Origin of the sequence: Staphylococcus delphini (assembly GCF_900636325.1) — a bacterium.
Classification (GTDB): Bacteria; Bacillota; Bacilli; order Staphylococcales; family Staphylococcaceae; genus Staphylococcus; species Staphylococcus delphini.
The window spans coordinates 1,288,465-1,310,182 of sequence record NZ_LR134263.1 but is presented as its reverse complement, the minus strand read 5'-3'; the positions used below and the strand labels follow the sequence as shown (position 1 = coordinate 1,310,182).

The window sequence follows — 21,718 nt, the reverse complement described above, 5'->3', positions numbered from 1 at the left end:
AGGCGTTTTTATGTCAAAAATAGAACAACTCGTACAAACTTTAAAAGATCAACAAGCAGATGCGATGTGGGTATCTAATCCTATCAATATCTTCTATTTTACGGGCTATAAATCAGAACCACACGAACGGTTATTTGCCTTGCTTGTGCGAGCAGACGGCCAACAAATTTTATTCTGCCCTCAACTCGAAGTGGAAGAAGTGAAAGCCTCTCCATTTACAGGTGACATCATCGGCTACTTAGACACTGAAAATCCTTTCGATAAACACCGAGAAACGTACGGAAAATTATTGATTGAAGAAAATCATTTAACGGTACAACGCTATCATGCACTACAAAAGGCTTTTTCTGTACATACTTTTGAAGCTGCTGATCCTGTCATTCGCGCGTTACGCAACGTTAAAACAGCCGACGAAATCGATACTTTAAGACAGGCTGCAAAATTAGCAGATAAATGTATGGAAATCGGTGTAGCATTTTTAAAAGAAGGTGTCACAGAACGAGAAGTTGTAAATCATATTGAAAATGAAATTAAAAAATACGGTGTCAATGAAATGAGTTTTGACACAATGGTCTTATTTGGCGATCATGCAGCAGCACCACACGGTACACCTGGAGACCGCCAACTTAAAAATAACGAATATGTATTGTTTGACTTAGGTGTCATTTACAATCATTACTGCAGCGATATTACACGTACCGTCGCTTTTGGACAACCTGATGATAAAGCACAAGAGATTTACGACATTGTATTAAAAGCAGAACAAACTGCGATCCAACATATTAAACCTGGCGTCACAATTAGTGAACTGGATGATATTGCACGAGGCATCATTACCGAAGCGGGATACGGCGAATACTTCCCTCACCGTTTAGGGCATGGCTTAGGTCTTGAAGCGCATGAATACCAAGATATTTCAAGTACGAATCAAAACCCACTTGAAGTCGGTATGGTACTAACCATTGAACCTGGTATTTATGTACCGAATGTTGCCGGTGTTCGTATAGAAGATGATATTTTAGTCACAGAAGATGGCTATGAATCACTATCAGGTTATACGAAATGATTAAAGAAGCTGTTGCATCCTCATTAGTAGAAGTCGAAACTAAACTAAAAGCGGGCGCCAATCGAATTGAACTTTGTGAAAATATGCATGAAAGTGGCACGACGCCAAGTTATGGCATGGTTAAAATCGCCAGTGATATGTGCCAAATGTACGGTGCAGAACTGGCTGTGATGATTCGGCCTCGAGGTGGTTCCTTTGTTTACAATTGGTATGAGTTCGAATCGATGCAAGCAGATATTCAACAACTCAAAACGTTGCCCATCGATTATTTCGTGTTCGGTTGTTTGACGACTGAGGACACGTTACATCAGTTTCAAATGCAAACATTGATTCAACTTGCAGCTCCAATTCGTGTCGTGTGTCATATGGCATTTGATCATATCTACCCTACCGGTCAATCGAAAGCGTTACAACAATTGATCGATTTAGGTGTCACACGATTACTGACGCATGGTGGCCCTGCACAATCGAACCTATTTGACAACTTACCACAGCTCGCCAAATGGGTGCGTCAATCTAAAGGACAAATTGAAATTATGCCTGGTGGCGGTTTGAATTATGAGAATTTAGATGCGTTATTGGAATTATTTCCTTTTCAAGAAGTGCATGGGACGCATATTGTAAAAACTTAAATTCAACACCGAATTTGCTTATACACATTAAAAAAGACGAGTTTCAGGTAACGTTTCATATCCCTGACTCGTCTTTTTTATATTTTAGAACATTTAATTATGCTTCAGTTAATACTTGTGTCACTGGCGTATAATCATAATTAAACGCTTCAGCAACCGCTTTATTTGTCACGTAACCATTGAACACGTTTAGTCCGTGTGAAAGTGGGACGTTTTCTGTTAGTGCACGTTGATACCCTTTGTTTGCAATTTGTAATGCATAAGGTAATGTCGCATTATTTAAGCCAATTGTAGACGTACGTGGCACTGCGCCTGGCATGTTTGCAACCGCATAATGAACGACACCGTGTTTAATATAAGTTGGATCATCATGTGTTGAAATCTTATCTGTCGTTTCGAAAATACCGCCTTGGTCAATCGCGATATCAACAATCACAGAACCCGATTTCATTTTCTTAATCATGTCTTCAGTGACTAATTTCGGTGCTTTTGCCCCCGGAATCAATACTGCCCCAATGACAAGGTCACTTTCTACAACATGTGATTCAATGTTTAAAGGATTGGACATAATCGTATGCACGCGACCATCAAAAAGGTCTTCAAGTTCTTGTAAACGTTTCGGATTCACATCAAGAATCGTTACATCTGCGCCAAGTCCTAATGCAATACGCGCCGCATTTGTTCCTGCTTGACCACCACCGATAATCGTCACTTTACCTTTTTGTACACCTGGAATTCCTCCAAGTAAAATACCCATACCCCCATTGAAGCGTTGTAAAAATTGTGCCCCAATTTGTGTAGACATACGTCCTGCTACTTCGCTCATTGGTGTGAGTAAAGGTAATGAACGATCACCGAGTTGGACCGTTTCATATGCGATAGCGACCACTTTTTTGTCGATGAGCGCCTTTGTTAATTCAGGTTCATTTGCCAAGTGAAGATATGTGAATAAAATGAGTCCCTCTCTAAAGTATCCATATTCTTCTTTTAATGGCTCTTTCACTTTAATCACCATGTCGACATCCCAAACGTCATCTTGGCTGTTGACGATGTTTGCCCCTGCTTGAACGTAATCCGTGTCTTCGAAATAAGAGCCCTCACCTGCTGCTGTTTCGACTAACACTTCATGTCCAGCTTCTACAAGTGCATGTACACCACTTGGAGATAAGCCAACACGATTTTCATTATTTTTAATCTCTTTCGGAATTCCAATTCTCATACTCCTTGCACCTCCAAAACTAATCATAACGTATACAACATGTAAGCGCAATCATAACAATTTTTGATTTTTTAGTTCATATAAATTTCACTTAAATTTGGAGATGATATGTTATAATAAAGGTGAAATAAGAAAGGGGTTTTAGCCATGTATATGTACAAAAATATTTTAATTGCTGTTGATGGTTCTCATGAAGCGGAGTGGGCATTTAACAAAGCAGTTGCAGTTGCAAAACGTAATAATGCCAAACTGATTATCGTGAATGTCATCGATTCAAGAACTTATACATCTTTTGAAGTTTACGATTCACACTTCACTGAAAAGTCTAAATCATTTGCAGAAAAATTATTGGATGGCTACCGTCAAGTGGCACAAGATGAAGGCATTCAAAATGTGGAAACACGCTTAGAATTTGGATCACCTAAATCTGTACTTCCAAAATTAGCAAGTGATGAAAATTCAGATGTTGACCTTGTGATGTGTGGTACTTCAGGCCTTAATGCGGTAGAACGCTTTATCGTAGGTTCGGTATCTGAAGCCATTGTACGTCATTCAGCATGTGATGTATTAGTTGTACGTACTGAGCAAATTCCAGAAAACTTCGAGCCAAAAGTAGCAACAGACGAACTATTGAAAGATTTCAGCATTTAATGAAACCCTATATCAAACATTTGAATGGTAATGGGACATCAATTTTTGTCTCCTATTCATACCAATCATTCACCCATGAAGGAGATAGACGCTAGAACATATCATGTAACAACTTCCTTCATAACTCACAAAGAGGCTTGGAAATTCGTTTTCCTCGTCTCTTTTTTTACTGCTTTTTCCCTTCCTCAACTACAAAAATAAAACAGTACAAGTCGTAAACAAATCACAACTCATACTGTTGATTATCATACGCTATTTTAAAATTAACCTTCTAACTCACCGAAAGTCATCACGTCACGTGCAATCATCACTTCTTCATTTGTAGGGATGACTAATACTTTTACAGGTGAATGTGGGTAGTTGAGCTCAGCTTCTTTACCGCGTAATCCTTCATTTTTACGTGGATCCCAATAAACGCCCATAAATTCTAAACCTTCTAATACACGCGCACGCACTGCATCTGAGTTTTCACCTACACCAGCAGTGAAGATGATCACATCGACACCATGCATACGTGTTGCATATGACCCCATATATTTATGGATACGTGATGCAAATACTTCTAACGCTAACTCTGCACGTTCTTCGCCATTTTTCGCATCATCTTCGATATCACGTAAATCTGAAGACGTTCCAGTGATACCTAATAAACCTGATTCTTTGTTTAAAATATTAAGTACTTCATCAGCCGTTTTACCTGTTTTCTCCATCAAGAATGGAATTAATGCAGGGTCAATATTACCTGAACGTGTACCCATTGTCACACCCGCTAATGGTGTGAAGCCCATTGACGTGTCGATTGATCTACCACCGTCGATTGCAGCAATTGAAGCACCGTTACCAATATGACATGAAATAATACGTAATTCTTCAATTGGTTTTCCTAATATTTCAGCTGCACGTTGTGATACATATTTATGACTTGTACCGTGGAAACCATATTTACGGATACCATATTTTTTATAGTACTCATAAGGTAGGCTATATAAATATGCTGATTCAGGCATTGTTTGGTGGAATGATGTATCAAATACAGCCACATGTGGAATTTCAGGAAGCAATTTTCTAAATGCTTGAATTCCCATTAAGTTGGCTGGGTTGTGGAGTGGTGCTAAGTCTGTTAGTTTTTCAATGTCTTTAATCACTTCATCAGTCACTAAAGCAGACTCAGGGAATAACTCGCCACCATGTACGACACGATGACCTGTACCATCGATTTCGTTAATGTCATTGATCACGCCGTGTTTTTGTAAACTGTCTAACATCATGTTTACCGCTTGTTCGTGATCTTTAATATCTTGTACTTCTTTGATTTTTTCACCATTCACTTCAATTGTGAAAATCGAATCCTTTAATCCAATACGTTCAACTAAACCTTTAGTGATTAATTTTTCTTCTGGCATTTCGATTAATTGAAATTTCAATGATGAACTACCAGCGTTAATCGCCAAAATTAATTTTGACATGTCAACGGCCTCCAATATATATATTTTATTCACATCTATTTAACCATTAATACAGTTTGATTTCAAGAGTGTAACAGCCTAATTTTTAGGTTGATTTTGTGACAACCAAGTTTTAAGTTCGGATAAAAATTGTTGGAAGTTTTGTGGGTTTTTAAAATCTGGAATATTTGCGAGCAAAACTTCTACAGGCTTCGTCACATTCTGTTCTTTACGTTGCAAAATGAGAATCGATTTTTGTGCACGTTCACTTTTAAATAGTGTTTTCGGCAAGTTTAGAAAAGCTTGCATTTCTGTTTCTGTAGCAATAAAATTTTCCAACTGTTTTACATAGTCGCCTTCAAATAATTGACTCGGTACAACGAGGAAAACGTACCCTGATGGCTTTACCGTTTCAATTGCTTGTTCGATAAATAAGTGGTGCGCAAAACTGTGTCCCTCATCAAAACCTAACTGTAGCTGTTCACTACGCGCATCATTTGGATAATATCCAATCGGCAAATCACCAATGACAACATCCGCACCGTCGAAAGGTAACGGCATGATAGCATCTTGAGGATACACATCAAACGGAATTTCTAAAAAGTTGGCAAGGTGTACACTCACTCTAGAAAGGACTGGGTCAACCTCAACTAAATGATGCATGATAGTGAAATCTGTCATCACTTCATGAACAGTAGCGCTTAAATGGCCTGTACCGCTGCCTAAATCCGCAATATGCAGTTCTTTCGTGCCTTCTTTAAATTGTGACACTAAAAATCCTAAAATAAGTCCAATAGAATCGGGAGTAATTTGATGATTAGCTTGAACTTCTTCTTTTTGCAGTTGGTTCAAATACGCAAATTGAAATGCCTTTCTTCTATCTTGAAGTGTGGCTTGTTCTAATAAATCACGCTCAGACGTATAAAGTTGTTCCATTGCTAAGCCTAAGTTTTCAATAAAGCTTTGACCATTTTCTTCATTTAAATTTTGTGTTCTTTCATCGAGTTGATGGAATAATGTCTCCATAATAGAGGTGCTTTCTGTCATCATTCATCATCCTTTCATAAAAATAAGGGAGCGCTTCAGAAGCACACGTTAAAAAATGTGGCTTCTGAATCTCCCTTTGTTCATTTCATCAGCATTCATTGATTGAACGACATGTTAACAGAGATAGGGTGTGCCAGAAAAACTATGATTAAAGTAGGTTAATTCTGACATACCGAATCTCCCCTCAACTTGGTCATTCATCCTCAATTAAATGTTGCGATAAGCTTCAAGTGCTGCTTCAAAGTTAGGGGAATCCGTACCCTCTGCTACAATCTCTTTATATACGACTTTATTATTTTCGTCTAATACAAATACTGAACGTGCTAATAATTGTAAACCGTCCATAATCACACCGTAGTTTTGACCAAATGAACGACTTTGATAATCACTTAATGTAATGACGTTGTCTAATCCACTTGATGCACACCATCTTTGTTGCGCAAATGGTAAGTCCATAGAAATCGTTAATACATAACCATCTTCAGCACTTGCTTCTTCATTGAACTTACGTGTCTGTTGATCACATACACCTGTGTCAAGAGAAGGAACAACGTTGACTAATTTTTTCTTGCCATCATATGTTGCAAGTGTCACAGGTTGTAAACTATTGTCTACTACTGTGAAATCTGGAGCTTGGTCCCCAACGTTAACTTCTTGACCTAGTAATTCAACAGGGTTTTGTTTAAATGTAATTTGTGCCATCAATACTGCCTCCCTTAAATAGATTACTTTACTATTATATCGTGTTAATCAGTTGTTATCACGTCATATACCTTCAGTTTCTTTAATATAATGAAGGTATTTATTTTTAACGACGACTGTATCCGCAAAATAATCATGCACACCAATATGTTTTGGCGTGAACAGTACAGCTAAGTATGGTAAACCGAAGAAGACATTTGAAATGATACGGCCGATCCATTCTCTCATTAAGACATCTGACCAGTTCAATCGCGTTAAACTTCGATGATACACTTTAATGCCGAGAATCATTTTGCCGACTGTTTGTTGAAAGTATTTCGTCATCAATACAAAGTAAACAAAATAAATAAGTACATCTAGAATATGGCCTACGCTAAATTTGTCAATCCATAATTTCCAACTGTCGATACCTGTTAATGCATAAATGGGGTTTAAAATGATTTGTGTTACAGCCCATAGTATCGCAAGGTCAATGATATAACTTAAAAACCGTCTGCCGAAACCTGCATAGAAAAACGCATCCAGTTCATAGCGATGTTTTTCAATCGTTTGTGACGCACGTCCCTCTGCCTGTTGACCTTTCATTGGTCGTGAGATCTCTGGGCGGGGTTGAGACGGATTATAGTTAAATTCATTTGAATGTTGCATCTCAATCACCTACCCTTCATATTTATACATTGGTCGTGTTTGTGATTCATTATTAATAATAGATTTCACATCTTTCAAATCTGCACGTAAACCATTAAAGAATGATTTCATGCCTAAAAAGCTCGTTAAATTACTTTCTTCAGCGTCGAACGTAACAATTTCTGGATTATCGACTTTAATCGCTTTCTTCAAGTCTTTCAAAGTTTTATCTTTATAACCGATAGCATCAATCAAACCATTACTTTTCGCTTGTTGTGCACTATAAATACGTCCATCTGCCAATTCACGCACTTTGGATTCAGACATATGGCGTCCCTCTTTAACGACATTCACAAATTGATCGAAACTATCTTTATTAATAGACTGTAAAATCTCTCTTTCTTCATCTGTCATTTTGCGTGAACTACTTAAAATATCTTTATGTGCACCTGATTTAATCGTGTTTGTTTTGATGCCTAAGTTATCCAAAAGCTCTGAATAATCTTTCGACTCAGAAATGACACCAATTGAACCTGTTAAAGATTGAGGACCTGCATAAATTTTATCGGCTGGCGCTGAAATGTAGTAACCACCAGATGCCGCTAAATTTTCCATTTGGACATATATCTTTTTACCTGAATCTTTCACTTCTTTTATTTTTTGATAAAATTCATCACTTTCATATGTACCGCCACCTGGACTATTAACGCTGAGTAGCACACCTTTGATAGAATCGTCATTTTTAATCGTTTCAAGCTGTTTTAAAGCTGCTTGATGATTATAACCGGCGCCACCACCAAACAGGCCACCGCTCGCACCTGTGTCGATAATTTCACCTTCTACGACAATTTCTGCAATCTTCTTATGACTATCACCTTCCTCAAGAACGGTACTTGTCGCTTCCTCATTAATGTTAAAATCTCCACTCACAAAAGAGGATACAACCGATGTCATGGCACTCATTAAAATACCACCTAGTACGATGACACTTGCTAATATAATCGCTATGATCCTTTTTGACATAATCAACTTCCTTTCGAATAGTTTTCAAATTTATCATAACAAAAAAATATAGTCTTTAGGTCAAATAACTGTAAGAAATCATTAGAATTTTAAAATTAAACGTAAATCAAAAGTTTCCTAAAATGTGTATCTCAGTCACGCACAATCCCATCCTTGTTAATGTGTCGAGATGTAATTCCAAACATTTTTTAAAATAAGGACGACAGTGACGATAACGAATAAGATTCTGACATAACCGACGCCTTTTTTAAGTGCAAACATCGCGCCAGCATAAGATCCCACAATCATACTGACCCCCATGCTTAACCCATATACGTAATCGACACGGCCTAAGTAAATAAACAACAGTAACGCACCTAGGTTTGAGGCAAAATTCAACACTTTCGCATTACCAGCAGCACTTAAAAAGTCAAAACCTAATAATAAAAAGACGAAGAGCAAAAATGACCCTGTGCCGCCACCAAGAAAGCCATCATAGAAGCCGATGACCACAATGAGGCACGTAAATAAAATCATTTTGTATAAAGGTAGCGTAGTATATGTACGAATACTGCCCCAATCTTTTTTCAATAACGTATAAACGAGAACCATGGACAAAATGACAATCACAAGTGGCTTTAACAGTTCAGCAGGTAAATAAACAGCTACGATTGCACCTAAAATAGAGGCGATAAAAGATAAAGGGAACAGTTTACCAACAATAGCGAGATCCACTTTACCTGAACGAATAAAACGAATCGCACTCGTCAAAGATCCGAATGCGCTCGCTAATTTATTCGTCCCTAATGCAGCAGCGGGTGGCATACCAATGGCAAGTAATGCGGGGATTGATATTAAACCGCCCCCACCGACTACAGCATCGATAAATGCCGCTAAAAAGCCTAAACTAATGATTATTAAAATCAGTGTCCCATCCCATTCTAAAATCATTGTTTATCCCCCTTTTTAGAACAAGTCATCATCCCATGCGTTTTGTTCATCTTGATGGCGTTGGTAGTTTTTATCGATCACAATCGTTTCAATATTGTCTACCGCTCTATCAATCATTTCTTCAAAATCAAAACCAGATTCATATTGCAATACTTTTTCAAATTGCGGTTCTGTCACTGGGTTTTTCGGTGTGAAAATCGTACAACAATCTTCATAAGGTTGAATAGACGTTTCAAATGTGCCAATATCTTTTGCCTTTTTCACGATTTCTTCTTTATCTAATGACAATAATGGACGTAAAATTGGTGTGTTCGTAACCGCATTAATCGCATACATACTTTTCAATGTTTGGCTAGCAACTTGTCCTAAGTTTTCACCGTTTACAATCGCGTCAGCCCCAATTTGATGCACAACTTTATCGGCAATTCTTAACATCATGCGGCGTGTTGACGTCATCGTATAACGTTCATGCACGACTTTATGAATTTGTTTTTGCACTTCTGTAAATGGCACAATGTGTAAACGGATCGAACCGACTCTTTCCGCCATTATTCGCGTGAGTTCAATCACTTTTTCTTTCGCTTTTTCACTTGTAAATGGCGGACTGTGGAAATGAATTGCTTCAATCGTCACGCCACGGCGCATCACTTCCATCCCTGCAACTGGTGAATCAATACCGCCTGATAACATTAACAGCGTCTTTCCTCCTGTTCCGACTGGTAGGCCACCAATTGCCGGGATAATGCGGTCATACATATATATCGCATCTAGACGGACTTCCACTTTGATTTCATGGTCAGGTTGGCGAACATCCACGTGGAGTGATGGATTGCTTTTAAGCACTTCGCCACCAACCATACGTTGGATCGCAAATGTTTCATATTCAAAATTTTTGTCAGAGCGTTTCACTTCAATTTTGAAACTGTCTCCTGCTTCATAATTTTGAGCGAATAAGCGTGCGTGTTCATACACCGCATCCATCGATTTTTCTATTTTTAAAACCGGGCTGATTGAATGGACACCGAACACTTTCGATATACGTACCATCATTTCTTCAATGTCAGCTTCTGGTTCTAATTGAATATACATACGATCACGATTCGCTTTCACTTCATACCCTTTTAATGGCATGAGTGCGCGTTTGACATTGGAACGCAACTGGCTGACAAATGTTTTACGATTGCCACCCTTTAATGTTAATTCTCCATAACGGACTAATATATGGTCATAAATCATTTTTCTAACAACTCCTCAACTTCACTATATACTTGATGAAACGCTGCTTTAAACGTCTCAATATCTTGCATGGTCGTATGTCGATCAAATGACAAACGGATACTTCCTAAAATACGCGATACTGAAATGTTCATCGCTTTTAATACTTCATTGACATTCGAATGTTTAGATGAACATGCACTCGTCGTCGAAAGCATAATTCCTTGTTTCGAAAAGGCATTGACTAATACTTCACCCCGTACACCTGGAAATGCCAAATTTAAAATGTGCGGTGATGCATCAACCGGTGAATTAATGACGACACCAGGATAATCTTGAATCATCTCACGCAATGCAGTCGTAAATGTCGATAACGTTTGTATCAAGGCCTCACGTTGATCTTCCGCCAGTCGAATGGCTTTCGCTAACGCCACATCACTTGCGACATTGACCGTTCCACTACGCAAACCAAACTCTTGACCGCCACCTTGAATGATTGGATAAATTTGATGTAAGTTTTTTAAAATGAGTAAACCTTGACCCTTCAAACCATTAAACTTGTGACCGCTCAACGACAAACTGTCAATACCTGTCATTTGAATCGGCCATTTGCCAAGTGCTTGTACCGCATCAACATGAAAATGCACTTTCGGATAAGGCTTTAAGCTTTCAACAATCTCTTCAATAGGCTGCATTTGTCCCATAATATTATTCACTTGCATGCACGTCACTAAAATGACATCATTGGTTAACAGTGACTTCAAATGGTCAATGTCAATGCGCCCTTCAGCTGTCACATTGATGTACTTTAAGATAAAACCTTCTCGCTCAAGTTCACGCATCACCTCTAATACAGACGGATGTTCAAGTAACGACGTGATAATGGTACGTCCAAAATGCTTTTTCTGATGTGCTGCCCCTTTTAAAGCCATATTGTTCGACTCTGTTGCCCCACTTGTAAATATGAGTGTTTCATCATTTAACTTCAACGTCGATTTAATTTGGTCTCTCGCATTTTGTAATAAACGTTCAACTTCCTGTCCTTTTTCATGTGGACTATTCGGATTATAGAAAAACTTTTCGTTCACCTTCATAAAACTCGATAACACGGATGGATCGGGTTTCGTCGTCGCTGCGTTATCAAAATATAACATGTGCAGACTTCCTCTCTTTAAATATCATTTTACATTGTACTACAAGTCGTGGGTTTGATGTCATATCCATTCGATATTTTCTAAAATTTTATCATTCCGGTCAACTTTTGGGTCTGGTACGAGGCTATGGTACATGGTATGAAAACAGTGTCAAATGAACAATGACTCCCGAACGTCTCTTCTTCCTAATCAACAAAGGGGCTGTGATTTTTATGATATGGACATTTTTGGTTTTTAACATTTCTGTTATTTGAGAACATTTTGGATTTTTTACATTTCTGTTTACTAAGGCGTTGACACTTTTCGTTTTTTACATTTGTGTTGACTGACGATTGCCGTCTTGGACTCGCGTTCTTAGGGGCTGATCCTTCAACTAACCAACGCTTTGATTGAATAATTACATTTGTTGAAGCGTTGGTGGATTTTCCGGTTCAGCTGATCCCTCAAGAGTCTCGTCCCTTTCGGCAATCTTTCGTCAACAACAGTTTGTTAGTGGACATGTCGCCTTCATTGTACTAGCTACCCACATTCCAAAAAATTTAAATGTCCATTCCACTGAACTTTTATTCGCTCATTTCATAAAATCCTTAACATACCATGCCAAAAAAGTTTCAGCAGCTCTTTCCACTCAGATTTCATAGGGGATTGCTCTAAAATATAGTAGCCTCTCCAAAAAATATTAATAATCCATGTCATAAAAATTAAAACACCCCATATAAAAGTTTCAGCAATTTATTTGTTATATTTCGTTTTTCTGTTTATTTTTATCGTATATATCATAAAAACTTTAGTCCACTACTCTTTTACTTTAAGGGGTTGTGGTGCTTTTGAGGCTTATATTTCCTAAGCATTTGTATCTAGTTGGCGTTTAACTTCGGTTTCGTTCTTCATGATTACCAATATTTCACTCAATTGATATAAACGGGTGTGTCGTTGGGGGGCACTGTTGTAAGTTTATCCTAAAAGTTAAAAACCAGGGCTACGTGTCATCAATTTCACATGAATGATGAATAATGCTGCTTCGTTTATGATGCTACTCTGCTCTCGTTCCAACTATGTATGCGCGGGTTAAAAACACTTAGATGAGCCGAAACCGTTTTCAATTGCTAAAATGCTAAATCAAATAAAAGAAAGGAGCTAGGGAAACGTCATGTCCCAGCTCCGATACACCCTATTATTCTATTTAACTGTTAAGATTGTTGTTCTAACACTTCTCGTTCAATATGTTGTGCGATACCAGGCTCAAGTTGTTCGAGCGCTTGTTCTGAAATCTCACTTGAACGTTTGTAGCGGTTGTTTTTGAATAAACGTTCTGCCTCGTTCAAGCTCTTATCTAAATCATGGTTGTCTTTACGATAACGATTACCGTACTGAATTAAACGTTCCGCGTACACCGCATTAATGAGCACATCGTTCGCTTCATCTTCAAATTTATTCATTTGAAGGACGACTTTGTTCACTTTATCTTTCAATTGTTGCACATTAATTGGTCGCTCACTAAAACGTTGATTGACGTCACGCACTTCATAATCAATTTCATTTTTCAAAATAATGAAACGTTCTGGCACACTTGTTAAATTTGAAGCAAGTAAACGACGATAAATCTCTTCTTTTTTACTTTGGACACGTAAAATATGTTCTTCTGCCTCTGCTTCATCTTCTCTTAGTGACACGAGATGATTTTGTAACTTTTCTTGTTTCGCATTAATGACTTCAACATGGTCTTCAATATATTTCAAGTTATCTTGGACTTCGCTATAACGTACGGATGATTTCGCCATTTCAGATAAAATTTCGTCATACACTGAAATTAAATTTTGAATCTCATTTTCAAATTGACGCACGCTTTGTACATCACTTTCATTGATATAATAATTTTCACGCACATATTCAATTTCAGTTTGTAACGTGTAATTCATATCTTTCGCATGGAACAAATCATTTGTAATACGTTCTTTAGATTCTTCGACGGCATTTTTCGACTTCACTTCATGTTCGATTAAGTCATACATATCATCAAGGCGGTCATTAATTTGTACCAGTTTGTCATTCGCTTCATCTAATTCAAGGCGACTGATCAGCGGTTCAACAAAACTAAGTTCCGTCTTCAAGTCTTGCAATGTACTATCGACTTTCACATGATCTAAATCATAACCTTCTACTTTCAAATCACGTACGCCATATTTAATATCTTGGAATTGACCCGGAAGTTCTTTTTGTGCTTCACGCATTAAATCAGGAATTTCACTCATATCTTCTTTTAAATAAGTGATATCTTGATCTAATCCTTGAATGTGCGTATGTGCCTCTTGGTAGTTACCTTCAGCTTTTAACGTCTCATACACTTCAAATTCTGGTTCAAAACCTTCAATTTCCTTTTCCAATAAACTTGCTGCTTCACCATATTGATGACGGTTTGCAAGGACATCGCGCTTCAATTTACGGTATTCATCTTTACTTCTTTCATAAATCTCATCGCTTTGTTGATGCATGTCGTACACTTCATCCGCTTGACTAACCAACTCTTGGTGTTTCGCTTCGTACTGGTCCATTAACGCATGTGCATCATCAATGTCCGTTTGAGCTAATGAAAACTTGAATTTATCTAGATTCATTTCTGCTTCATGGATTTTTTCATCTACAGGTGCCAAATAGTTATTTGTTGTGTCCGTCCATGATTGGTTCAATGTATCGTATTGATTTTTTGTTTCACCAGATAAGTGTAACGTTTTCAATTTCTCCAAACTTTCATCATACGACAATGCATTTAACTTTTCTCTTCTCTCTTCAGCAGATTGAATAATCGACCTTTTGTTTGATCGCATGTAAAATAACACACCGATTGCAATCAAAATAACAATGATAATCGCTAGTATAATATATAATGCCATGTCCACTCGTCTCCTCCTAAATACATAAAACTATTATAACGTAATTTAAGGATGCATTAAAATAAAATCTTAAAATTAATTGCAGTTTTTTGCAGTTCTATCAAAATATCTCAGAAAATTGCGTCGTATTCAAGAGATAGCTTATAATATGGGATAAATTGATAAGAAAGTGAGTGAATTGAATGACAGAAACAACAGACTATCATCTCTTATCTCGTCAACTTGATGCGATGTTAGATGGAGAAACAGATTTAATCGCAAATTTAAGTAATACTTCTGCGTTATTAAACGAAAACTTAGCTCAAATTAATTGGGTCGGTTTTTATTTAATGAAAGATGGCGCATTAATTTTAGGACCGTTCCAAGGTAAACCGGCTTGTGTTCATATCGAAGTTGGCAAAGGCGTATGTGGCACAGCTGTTGCAAAAAATCAAACGCAACGTGTCGCTGATGTACATGCTTTCCCTGGCCATATTGCATGTGATGCGAACAGCCAATCTGAAATCGTTATTCCAATTCATAAAAACGGTGAAGTAATTGGTGTATTAGATATCGATGCCCCTATCCGTGCACGTTTTGCTGAAGCAGATGAAGCAGGTTTAGAAGCGGTTGTAAAAGTGTTAGAAGCTCATCTTTAAGCCATTCATTCAAAATATGTTTGACTTTTACGTATAAAATGATACAATATCCTTTGTGTGAATAAACGAAAATAGCAGTTGAATATTGATAGGCGCTATGATGTTCCCAAAGCGGACGTGTCGTGTAACCGGAGCTATGAGGTGAGGACACATAAAACATTATATCCTATTGAGCATTCAACACTCTTTTTTGTTTTTTCATAACAACAAAAAAGAAAAAGGAGGAGTCACATTATGGCTCGATTCAGAGGTTCAAGCTGGAAAAAATCTCGTCGTTTAGGTATCTCATTATCAGGTACTGGTAAAGAATTAGACAAACGTCCTTACGCACCAGGACAACACGGTCCAACTCAACGTAAAAAATTATCTGAGTATGGATTACAATTACGTGAAAAACAAAAATTACGTTACTTATATGGTATGACTGAACGTCAATTCCGTAACACATTCCAAACTGCTGGTAAACAAGGTGGTGTTCATGGTGAAAACTTCATGATCCTACTTGCTAGCCGTTTAGACGCAATTGTTTACGCTTTAGGTTTAGCGCGTACACGTCGTCAAGCACGTCAATTAGTTGGTCACGGTCACGTAGAAGTTGACGGTAAACGTGTTGACATTCCATCATACACATTAAAACCAGGTCAAGTTGTTACTGTTCGTGAAAAATCACGTAAATTAGCAATCATCGAAGAATCAGTTGAAATCAACAATTTCGTTCCTGATTACTTAGACTTCGATGCTGATAACTTAACAGGTACTTTCGTTCGCCTTCCAGAACGTAGCGAGTTACCAGCTGAAATCAATGAACAATTAATCGTTGAGTACTACTCACGTTAATCTGTCATTTTTCGGACACCAAGTATATACGTATGCTTGGTGTTTTTTTGCGGTTAAAAATGTATCATAAGTTGTCTAAGCAAACGCCCCTCCATGTAAATCGCATCATCAGTAATCAATGCAGGTGTCGCATAAGACTTCGCATCAGTCACCGATTTAACAATACCGGTATGCTTTTCCTTTAACTTCGTTTCGCCCATTGCTACTTTTGTTTTAGCAGCTGCAGGTGTCGCAGTTCCGCCCGTTGCCGTATCAGCAAAAAATTGTAAACGTAATTTCAGTTTTTCTTTCATACTTCATTCAACCTTTCTTAATTTAAAAATGTTTTCCAAGCCTCTTCCACTTCTGGTGTACGCACATGGTTCCCAACGACATGGCTTTGTGTTGCTTTACTTTCTAGTTGACGCTGTACTTCTTGATTCACTAACGCTACAAAACTATCGACCGTCGCCTTAGTGTCTTCAGCCGTCTCTTTCACGACTAAATCCAGTAATGCATCAGGGACATGCATACCCGCATCATTGAGCATAGACGTCGCTTCTTGCCGCATCTTATACGTTTCAAGTTGCTTCTTATAATCGTCACGCTCTTTTTCTGTCTTCTCAAGTTCATACTGATGCTTTTGTTCGGCATTCATCTTACGAAGTTTATCCGCTTCTTTTTGCTTCTCAGTCAATTCGTCTTGAATCTGCTGACGCATCTCTTTCGTACGGCGTTGCATCTCTGCATTCACACGATCATTCACTAACTTCAATTGTGCTTCAGTCAGTTGTTCGGTATCTTCGACCTCTTCAGCTTGAGCGTCACTCACATCAGCTTGTTCTGCTACTGCTTCACTATCTGTACCTGCATCACTAAAAAACTGTAACTTCAACTTTAACCATTGTTCTTTCATATTTCGCACCTCATTATAAATCTACTCTTGCAAGTTTTATGTCATTGCATGGTGTGGACTACACTTGCATCTTTTAACGCCATAAGCACGGTTTGGGCAATAAAAAAAGCCACTGCAGCACAGTCGCTTAAATTTGGATATAAAAAGAGCACCTGGATGAATAATTTACTGTTTCATCAGGTGCTTTAGCCCCATGCAACAAGTTCAGTTTCAGGGAACTCATTAATTTTGATATTTTCCTTAATTCTATGAATTGCATGACCTAGATACTTTCTAGTTTCATAGAATTTTTCGTATTCTGATAATTCATGGTTTATTATTTCTAAATCGTTGATACCAATTGTGACACGACCAGATTTTTCACTGCCATTAGGGTAGTAATTATAGGTTACACTTTTTTCGTCCTTAATCACTAATATCAAATCTAACAATGTTCACTACCTCCTTATTCTATTACTTTTCTAACTTTTTTATTTCTTTATCGTAGTTATATTTTTTCTCAGTTATTGCATGTGCTTCTCTATAGCCATAATTATACTTATTCATCAAATAATGTTCAAGTGCTTCATGATGTAACATAATTAAATCTGCCTTTTTGATATGTTTACCATCCCTTAATCGCATCCAACTATTCGCCATATCAAAATCTGGGTCAAATTGTTTGTAACCTTCTCTAAGATGATACTTATTTATAAATATATGTTCATACACACGCTTTATTGTTGATTCCCTGAAACCTGTGTTTCTAGCCACTTCCCTTATTTCTATTTCCTTTTTTCTATTCCGAATTTCTTCATAATAATCGTCAGCATGCCTTTGTCTTTGAATACCGTATGGGTCATTTTTATCAGTCCATTTAGCACCAGATTCTTTAATAATGGAGGGAGCGTCTTCATCTTTCAATCGATATTTCCCTTGTCTATCTTTGAAAAACTTGTCACGCCAGTTGCCTACATAAGGTACTGTCGTGCTTCGACAATGAGGATGCATCGGCGGAGCATTGACACCAGGCATCATGTCTTTCACTTTAAACACTTTCTTATCGTAGTGACGACAGATTTTAGATGTCTTTTCATCCAACTTGGACACAAACTCATACGGATGGCGCCTACGTAGCATCGCGTGACTTGCCATCTGCTCAACATCTTTTCTCAGTTCATCTTGACAGTTCCAAAGTGTTTTATTAATTCATCCTATTTCTCAATTTATTTAAATCTACTCTTGCAAGTTTTATGTCATTGCATGGTGTGGACTACACTTGCATCTTTTAACGCCATAAGCACGGTTTGGGCAATAAAAAAAGCCACTGCAGCACAGTCGCTTAAATTTGGATATAAAAAGAGCACCTGGATGAATAATTTACTGTTTCATCCGGTGCTTAATCTAAAACTTCAATCGATTTTATTTCACTTTCATAAAAACCAAACAATACTGTCATACCGACATCTAAATATATAAAATCTTCTCCTCTATCACTATCGATCTCATCATCATAACTTGTAACTTTACCAGTAAATTGCTGTCCATCAATAGTTTCTATCATTACCTTTTTTCTCACATAAGTCCATAGTTTCATTACTTATCCTCCTTTTCATAAGGTACAACATGAGTGCCTGTTTTTGAGTAGTGCACTTTCCCACATTTCGTTTCTATAAATTCACCGTCAATGTATGCTTTACCAATAATTTTACCAAAGTTTATAATTTCTCTGTTTAACCATTTACCTGCATTATTAGCTACCAAGTAGCCTTTACCTGATTTTTGACGTATCATTGAATTGAGTTCCTCATTGTCTAATACCGTAACGCTTGGTATTTGAAGCCCTTTTTGTATATTCTTTTTCTTATACGCTTCATACAATGGATGGCCTAACTGATGGCGGTTCTGTTTATCTACGTTTAATTCTTTTTTTATTTTACCATTTTCAAGAGCTTCCGTCATGTCTTCTTTAGCTAATTTTTGTAAAACATCTTCATATTCGGCTTTGTACTTCCCTTGTCTGTCTTTGAAAAACTTATCACGCCAGTTGCCTACATAAGGTACTGTCGTGCTTCGACAATGAGGATGCATCGGCGGAGCATTGACACCAGGCATTATGTCTTTCACTTTAAACACTTTCTTATCGTAGTGACGACAGATTTTAGATGTCTTTTCATCACGTTTCGCCACGAACTCATATTCGGCATCGTCGCCCATCGTCTCTAAATAGTGCATTTTCTGCGCTTCCGTTTGCACACGTGCCGCTTCGGTAATCAACAATCGTTTCGTATTAGCGACTGTCTGTTGTTGTTTCTTACGTATCTCTGGCACAAACTCATACGGATGTCGGCCACGTAACATCACATGACTGGCCATCCGCTCAACATCTTTTCTCAGTTCATCTTGATTGTTCCAAAGTCGCTCAGACCAATTCAGCTTACCAAAGTTAGAATACACAATCGCTTCAACATCTGACTGCTTCACATGCACATCCGCACCTAATATCCCCGCTTGATGTCTCAGTGTACGCGTCACGCTATCTTGTAAGTGATGATTCACCACTTTCTCTTGTTCAGCATAAGCTTTCGTCACAATCAAACCAAGTTCTTGCTTTAACAACTTCTCACGATTGACATACATCGTCGTGTTATAACGCTTCAGTTCCTCATTCGCTTTTTCGCTAAAATCTTTATTTTCAACATACGCTTTCGCTTGCATTTGAAACACTTCAACATCAAACGCATCGACAATCTTTTTCGCTTCTCGCCAGTCAATCCCTTCAGCTGTCGCAAGCTTGCCATAATACGCTAATAAGTTTTTGTATATATCCGCAATCATCATCGCCACAATGCGCTCAATTTCAGCCACCTTTGCAGCATCTTCTAATGTTTCAGACTGGATGAACATTTTCGCGCGTTCTAACCAATAATCATTCAAGCTCTACATCGTTCATGTCTTCTTTCTCTTGTTGTACAGGTATCGCATCATGGTAGTCTTGATTTTCTGAAGCCTCTTTTTCCTCCGCTTTCACTTTTTCAAGCTCTTCTTTAGGATTTTCAATATTCGGCAGCCAAGACAATAACGTTTCTTGACTCACGCGACCGCCAAGCTTAATAAAGATGTCAGCGTATTCTGCTAACGATTGCGGGATGTTAGGCTTAAACTCAATGCGCATATCCGTAAAATCAATATTGTCATTCAAGTGATTCCGCACACTTTGAATAATCGCAAACCGACGTTTAAAACCTTTCGTCAACTGCCGTTCAATCGTCACACGTAACTGTTCAAGTCCGAACAACTTATATTTCATTGCTTCCCCAGACTGCACACCTCCGAAATGTTCATCCGACAAATCCGGCGTATTCGTAAACTTATGAATATCTTTTTGAATACGTTTCTTATAGGCTTCAACGCCTGCAACATCATACTGCTTATAAATATAATGCACATTCGCATTCCCAATCCGGCCAGATGCGTCAGGTTTTGTTTTAGCTAAAATAATACGGGACTTCCGCATCTTCTTTGCCTCTTCAACATCTAAGTCCAAATGCCCTATCTTTAGTTTCCTCAGTCGTATCGTTATGCTCTACCGTATTATCTGTTTCCGTATTTGCTTCAGTACCCGCATCATTGAAAAACTGTAATCTTAACTTTAACCATTGTTCTTTCATATTTCGTACCTTATTTAAATCTACGCTCCAAGTTTTATGTCATTGCATGGTGTGGACTACACTTGTATCTTTTAACGCCATAAGCACGGTTTGGGCAATAAAAAAAAGCCACTGCAGCACAGTCGCTTAAAAATGGGTATAAAAAGAGCACCTAGATGAATGAATTGCTGTTTCATCAGGTGCTTAATCTAAAACTTCAATCGATTTTATTTCACTTTCATAAAAACCAAACAATATTTCCATACCAACTTCTAAATATATAAAATCTTCTCCTCTATCACTATCGATTGCATCATCATAGTCATCGACTTTTCCTATGAGTTTTTCGCCAGTAGCCAATTCTATCCGTACATTTTTCCCTAAATAAGTCCATAGTTTCATTACTTATCCTCCTTTTCATACGGTACAATATGCGTTCCAGTTTTTGAAGAGTGTACCGTCCAAATTTCGTTTCTATAAATTCACCGTCAATAAGTGCTCTACCGATAACTTCACCAAAAAACGGTGACTTTCACTTGCTTAATCTATAATTTCAATCGATTTTATTTCGCTTTCTCTAAATTCATACAATAATTCCATACCAACATCTAAATATATGCAGTCTTCTCCGTTGTCATTAGCTACTTCATCATCATAGCCTGACACACGTCCACTGAATTCCTTACCATTTTTTAATATTACACGTACGTTTTTATCTACATAAGTCCACAGTTTCATTACTTATCCTCCTTTTCATACGGTACAATATGGGTACCAGTTTTTGAGTCGTGCACCGTCCCCCATTTCGTTTCTATAAATTCACCGTCAATAAGTGCTCTACCGATAACTTCACCAAAAAACGGTGACTTCCACTTGCTTAATCTAAAATTTCAATCGATTTTATTTCGCTTTCATTAAAATCATATAAACATATACCATCATATAAATTTATAGAATCTTCTCCGCTTTCATTATCCATTTCATCGTCATAATCATCAGCTTTACCGGTGAATTGTTGTCCATTCTTCAATTCTATTCGTACATTTTCCCCTACATAAGTCCATAATTTCATTATTTTCCCCTTCTTCCATTCGGCAATTACATCAGTTCCGTTTAT

General features: G+C 37.7%; 26 protein-coding genes and 1 pseudogene. 5 read left to right on the top strand and 22 right to left on the bottom strand.

The annotated features are described in order from the left end of the window. Window positions 1-10: 10 nt before the first annotated feature. Window positions 11-1,066: a M24 family metallopeptidase gene (locus EL101_RS06265; RefSeq protein ID WP_096596835.1), complete on the top strand. Its 1,056-nt coding sequence runs from the start codon at window positions 11-13 to the stop codon at window positions 1,064-1,066. After that, the gene (locus EL101_RS06260; protein ID WP_096596833.1) at window positions 1,063-1,698 is read left to right on the top strand and encodes a copper homeostasis protein CutC; all 636 of its coding nucleotides are present in this window, start codon (window positions 1,063-1,065) and stop codon (window positions 1,696-1,698) included. Before EL101_RS06265 ends, EL101_RS06260 begins: the two co-directional genes overlap by 4 nt. A 97-nt stretch (window positions 1,699-1,795) precedes the next feature. Here the strand turns inward: EL101_RS06260 and ald are convergent, their stop codons facing one another. Beyond that, entirely contained in the window at window positions 1,796-2,917 is a 1,122-nt protein-coding gene (ald, locus tag EL101_RS06255; RefSeq protein ID WP_096555823.1) for an alanine dehydrogenase, read from the bottom strand. Window positions 2,918-3,064: 147 nt separating this feature from the next. On the opposite strand from ald, the gene EL101_RS06250 reads away from it, so the two are divergent. Continuing rightward, a complete protein-coding gene (locus EL101_RS06250) occupies window positions 3,065-3,568 on the top strand; it encodes a universal stress protein (RefSeq protein ID WP_014613665.1) in 504 nt (167 codons plus the stop codon). Window positions 3,569-3,831: 263 nt separating this feature from the next. Here the strand turns inward: EL101_RS06250 and EL101_RS06245 are convergent, their stop codons facing one another. From EL101_RS06245 to ezrA, 9 genes are all read right to left on the bottom strand, one after another. Next, the gene (locus EL101_RS06245) at window positions 3,832-5,034 is read right to left on the bottom strand and encodes an acetate kinase (RefSeq protein ID WP_096596830.1); all 1,203 of its coding nucleotides are present in this window, start codon (window positions 5,032-5,034) and stop codon (window positions 3,832-3,834) included. Between the two features lie 78 nt (window positions 5,035-5,112). Further along, window positions 5,113-6,060: a class I SAM-dependent methyltransferase gene (locus EL101_RS06240; protein ID WP_096596828.1), complete on the bottom strand. Its 948-nt coding sequence runs from the start codon at window positions 6,058-6,060 to the stop codon at window positions 5,113-5,115. Between the two features lie 207 nt (window positions 6,061-6,267). Next, entirely contained in the window at window positions 6,268-6,762 is a 495-nt protein-coding gene (gene tpx / locus EL101_RS06235) for a thiol peroxidase (protein WP_096596825.1), read from the bottom strand. Window positions 6,763-6,825: 63 nt separating this feature from the next. After that, window positions 6,826-7,410 carry an RDD family protein gene (locus EL101_RS06230; RefSeq protein ID WP_096596823.1) on the bottom strand — a complete coding sequence of 195 codons (585 nt, stop codon included), beginning with the start codon at window positions 7,408-7,410 and terminating at the stop codon, window positions 6,826-6,828. 9 nt (window positions 7,411-7,419) lie between these two features. Then, complete coding sequence (gene sppA, locus EL101_RS06225; protein ID WP_096596820.1) at window positions 7,420-8,412, bottom strand: signal peptide peptidase SppA; 993 nt, start codon at window positions 8,410-8,412, stop codon at window positions 7,420-7,422. Window positions 8,413-8,568: 156 nt separating this feature from the next. Next, complete coding sequence (locus tag EL101_RS06220) at window positions 8,569-9,342, bottom strand: TSUP family transporter (RefSeq protein ID WP_096596818.1); 774 nt, start codon at window positions 9,340-9,342, stop codon at window positions 8,569-8,571. Between the two features lie 15 nt (window positions 9,343-9,357). Continuing rightward, window positions 9,358-10,578 (bottom strand): tRNA uracil 4-sulfurtransferase ThiI, encoded by a 1,221-nt coding sequence (gene thiI / locus EL101_RS06215; RefSeq protein ID WP_096596816.1) that lies wholly within the window; start codon window positions 10,576-10,578, stop codon window positions 9,358-9,360. Beyond that, on the bottom strand, window positions 10,575-11,711 hold the full coding sequence (locus tag EL101_RS06210; protein ID WP_096596813.1) for a cysteine desulfurase family protein: 1,137 nt from the start codon (window positions 11,709-11,711) through the stop codon (window positions 10,575-10,577). The genes thiI and EL101_RS06210 overlap by 4 nt, the downstream gene beginning before the upstream one ends. Before the next feature lie 1,190 nt (window positions 11,712-12,901). Beyond that, window positions 12,902-14,602, bottom strand: a complete 1,701-nt coding sequence (gene ezrA, locus EL101_RS06205; RefSeq protein WP_096596926.1) for a septation ring formation regulator EzrA — start codon at window positions 14,600-14,602, stop codon at window positions 12,902-12,904. Between the two features lie 182 nt (window positions 14,603-14,784). On the opposite strand from ezrA, the gene EL101_RS06200 reads away from it, so the two are divergent. Continuing rightward, complete coding sequence (locus tag EL101_RS06200; protein ID WP_096596811.1) at window positions 14,785-15,240, top strand: GAF domain-containing protein; 456 nt, start codon at window positions 14,785-14,787, stop codon at window positions 15,238-15,240. 234 nt (window positions 15,241-15,474) lie between these two features. Further along, window positions 15,475-16,077 (top strand): 30S ribosomal protein S4, encoded by a 603-nt coding sequence (rpsD, locus tag EL101_RS06195; RefSeq protein WP_014613654.1) that lies wholly within the window; start codon window positions 15,475-15,477, stop codon window positions 16,075-16,077. A 53-nt stretch (window positions 16,078-16,130) separates the two neighbouring features. Here the strand turns inward: rpsD and EL101_RS06190 are convergent, their stop codons facing one another. The 12 genes and pseudogenes from EL101_RS06190 to EL101_RS06140 all read right to left on the bottom strand — a co-directional run bounded on the left by EL101_RS06190 (window position 16,131) and on the right by EL101_RS06140 (window position 21,673). Further along, window positions 16,131-16,370, bottom strand: coding sequence for a hypothetical protein (locus EL101_RS06190; protein ID WP_096596808.1), 240 nt, complete (start codon window positions 16,368-16,370; stop codon window positions 16,131-16,133). A gap of 17 nt (window positions 16,371-16,387) precedes the next feature. Continuing rightward, window positions 16,388-16,972 (bottom strand): DUF4355 domain-containing protein, encoded by a 585-nt coding sequence (locus tag EL101_RS06185; RefSeq protein WP_096596806.1) that lies wholly within the window; start codon window positions 16,970-16,972, stop codon window positions 16,388-16,390. A 185-nt stretch (window positions 16,973-17,157) separates the two neighbouring features. Next, window positions 17,158-17,403 carry a hypothetical protein gene (locus tag EL101_RS06180; RefSeq protein WP_096596803.1) on the bottom strand — a complete coding sequence of 82 codons (246 nt, stop codon included), beginning with the start codon at window positions 17,401-17,403 and terminating at the stop codon, window positions 17,158-17,160. Between the two features lie 22 nt (window positions 17,404-17,425). Further along, a pseudogene (locus EL101_RS06175) lies at window positions 17,426-18,157 on the bottom strand (minor capsid protein); the annotation flags it as partial. Window positions 18,158-18,350: 193 nt separating this feature from the next. After that, window positions 18,351-18,548: an LSM domain protein gene (locus EL101_RS06170; RefSeq protein WP_096596798.1), complete on the bottom strand. Its 198-nt coding sequence runs from the start codon at window positions 18,546-18,548 to the stop codon at window positions 18,351-18,353. Next, complete coding sequence (locus EL101_RS06165; RefSeq protein ID WP_096596923.1) at window positions 18,548-19,858, bottom strand: minor capsid protein; 1,311 nt, start codon at window positions 19,856-19,858, stop codon at window positions 18,548-18,550. The genes EL101_RS06170 and EL101_RS06165 overlap by 1 nt, the downstream gene beginning before the upstream one ends. A 22-nt stretch (window positions 19,859-19,880) precedes the next feature. Continuing rightward, window positions 19,881-20,468 carry a phage portal protein gene (locus EL101_RS06160; RefSeq protein ID WP_170141199.1) on the bottom strand — a complete coding sequence of 196 codons (588 nt, stop codon included), beginning with the start codon at window positions 20,466-20,468 and terminating at the stop codon, window positions 19,881-19,883. A 13-nt stretch (window positions 20,469-20,481) separates the two neighbouring features. Then, window positions 20,482-20,622 (bottom strand): hypothetical protein, encoded by a 141-nt coding sequence (locus tag EL101_RS13250; RefSeq protein ID WP_164715576.1) that lies wholly within the window; start codon window positions 20,620-20,622, stop codon window positions 20,482-20,484. Window positions 20,623-20,805: 183 nt separating this feature from the next. Continuing rightward, window positions 20,806-21,003 carry an LSM domain protein gene (locus EL101_RS06155; protein ID WP_096596793.1) on the bottom strand — a complete coding sequence of 66 codons (198 nt, stop codon included), beginning with the start codon at window positions 21,001-21,003 and terminating at the stop codon, window positions 20,806-20,808. A gap of 138 nt (window positions 21,004-21,141) precedes the next feature. Then, the gene (locus EL101_RS06150; RefSeq protein WP_096596791.1) at window positions 21,142-21,339 is read right to left on the bottom strand and encodes an LSM domain-containing protein; all 198 of its coding nucleotides are present in this window, start codon (window positions 21,337-21,339) and stop codon (window positions 21,142-21,144) included. Beyond that, window positions 21,339-21,416: a polymorphic toxin type 50 domain-containing protein gene (locus EL101_RS06145; RefSeq protein ID WP_240622729.1), complete on the bottom strand. Its 78-nt coding sequence runs from the start codon at window positions 21,414-21,416 to the stop codon at window positions 21,339-21,341. Before EL101_RS06145 ends, EL101_RS06150 begins: the two co-directional genes overlap by 1 nt. Before the next feature lie 62 nt (window positions 21,417-21,478). Continuing rightward, entirely contained in the window at window positions 21,479-21,673 is a 195-nt protein-coding gene (locus EL101_RS06140) for an LSM domain protein (RefSeq protein ID WP_096596788.1), read from the bottom strand. Window positions 21,674-21,718: the final 45 nt, after the last annotated feature.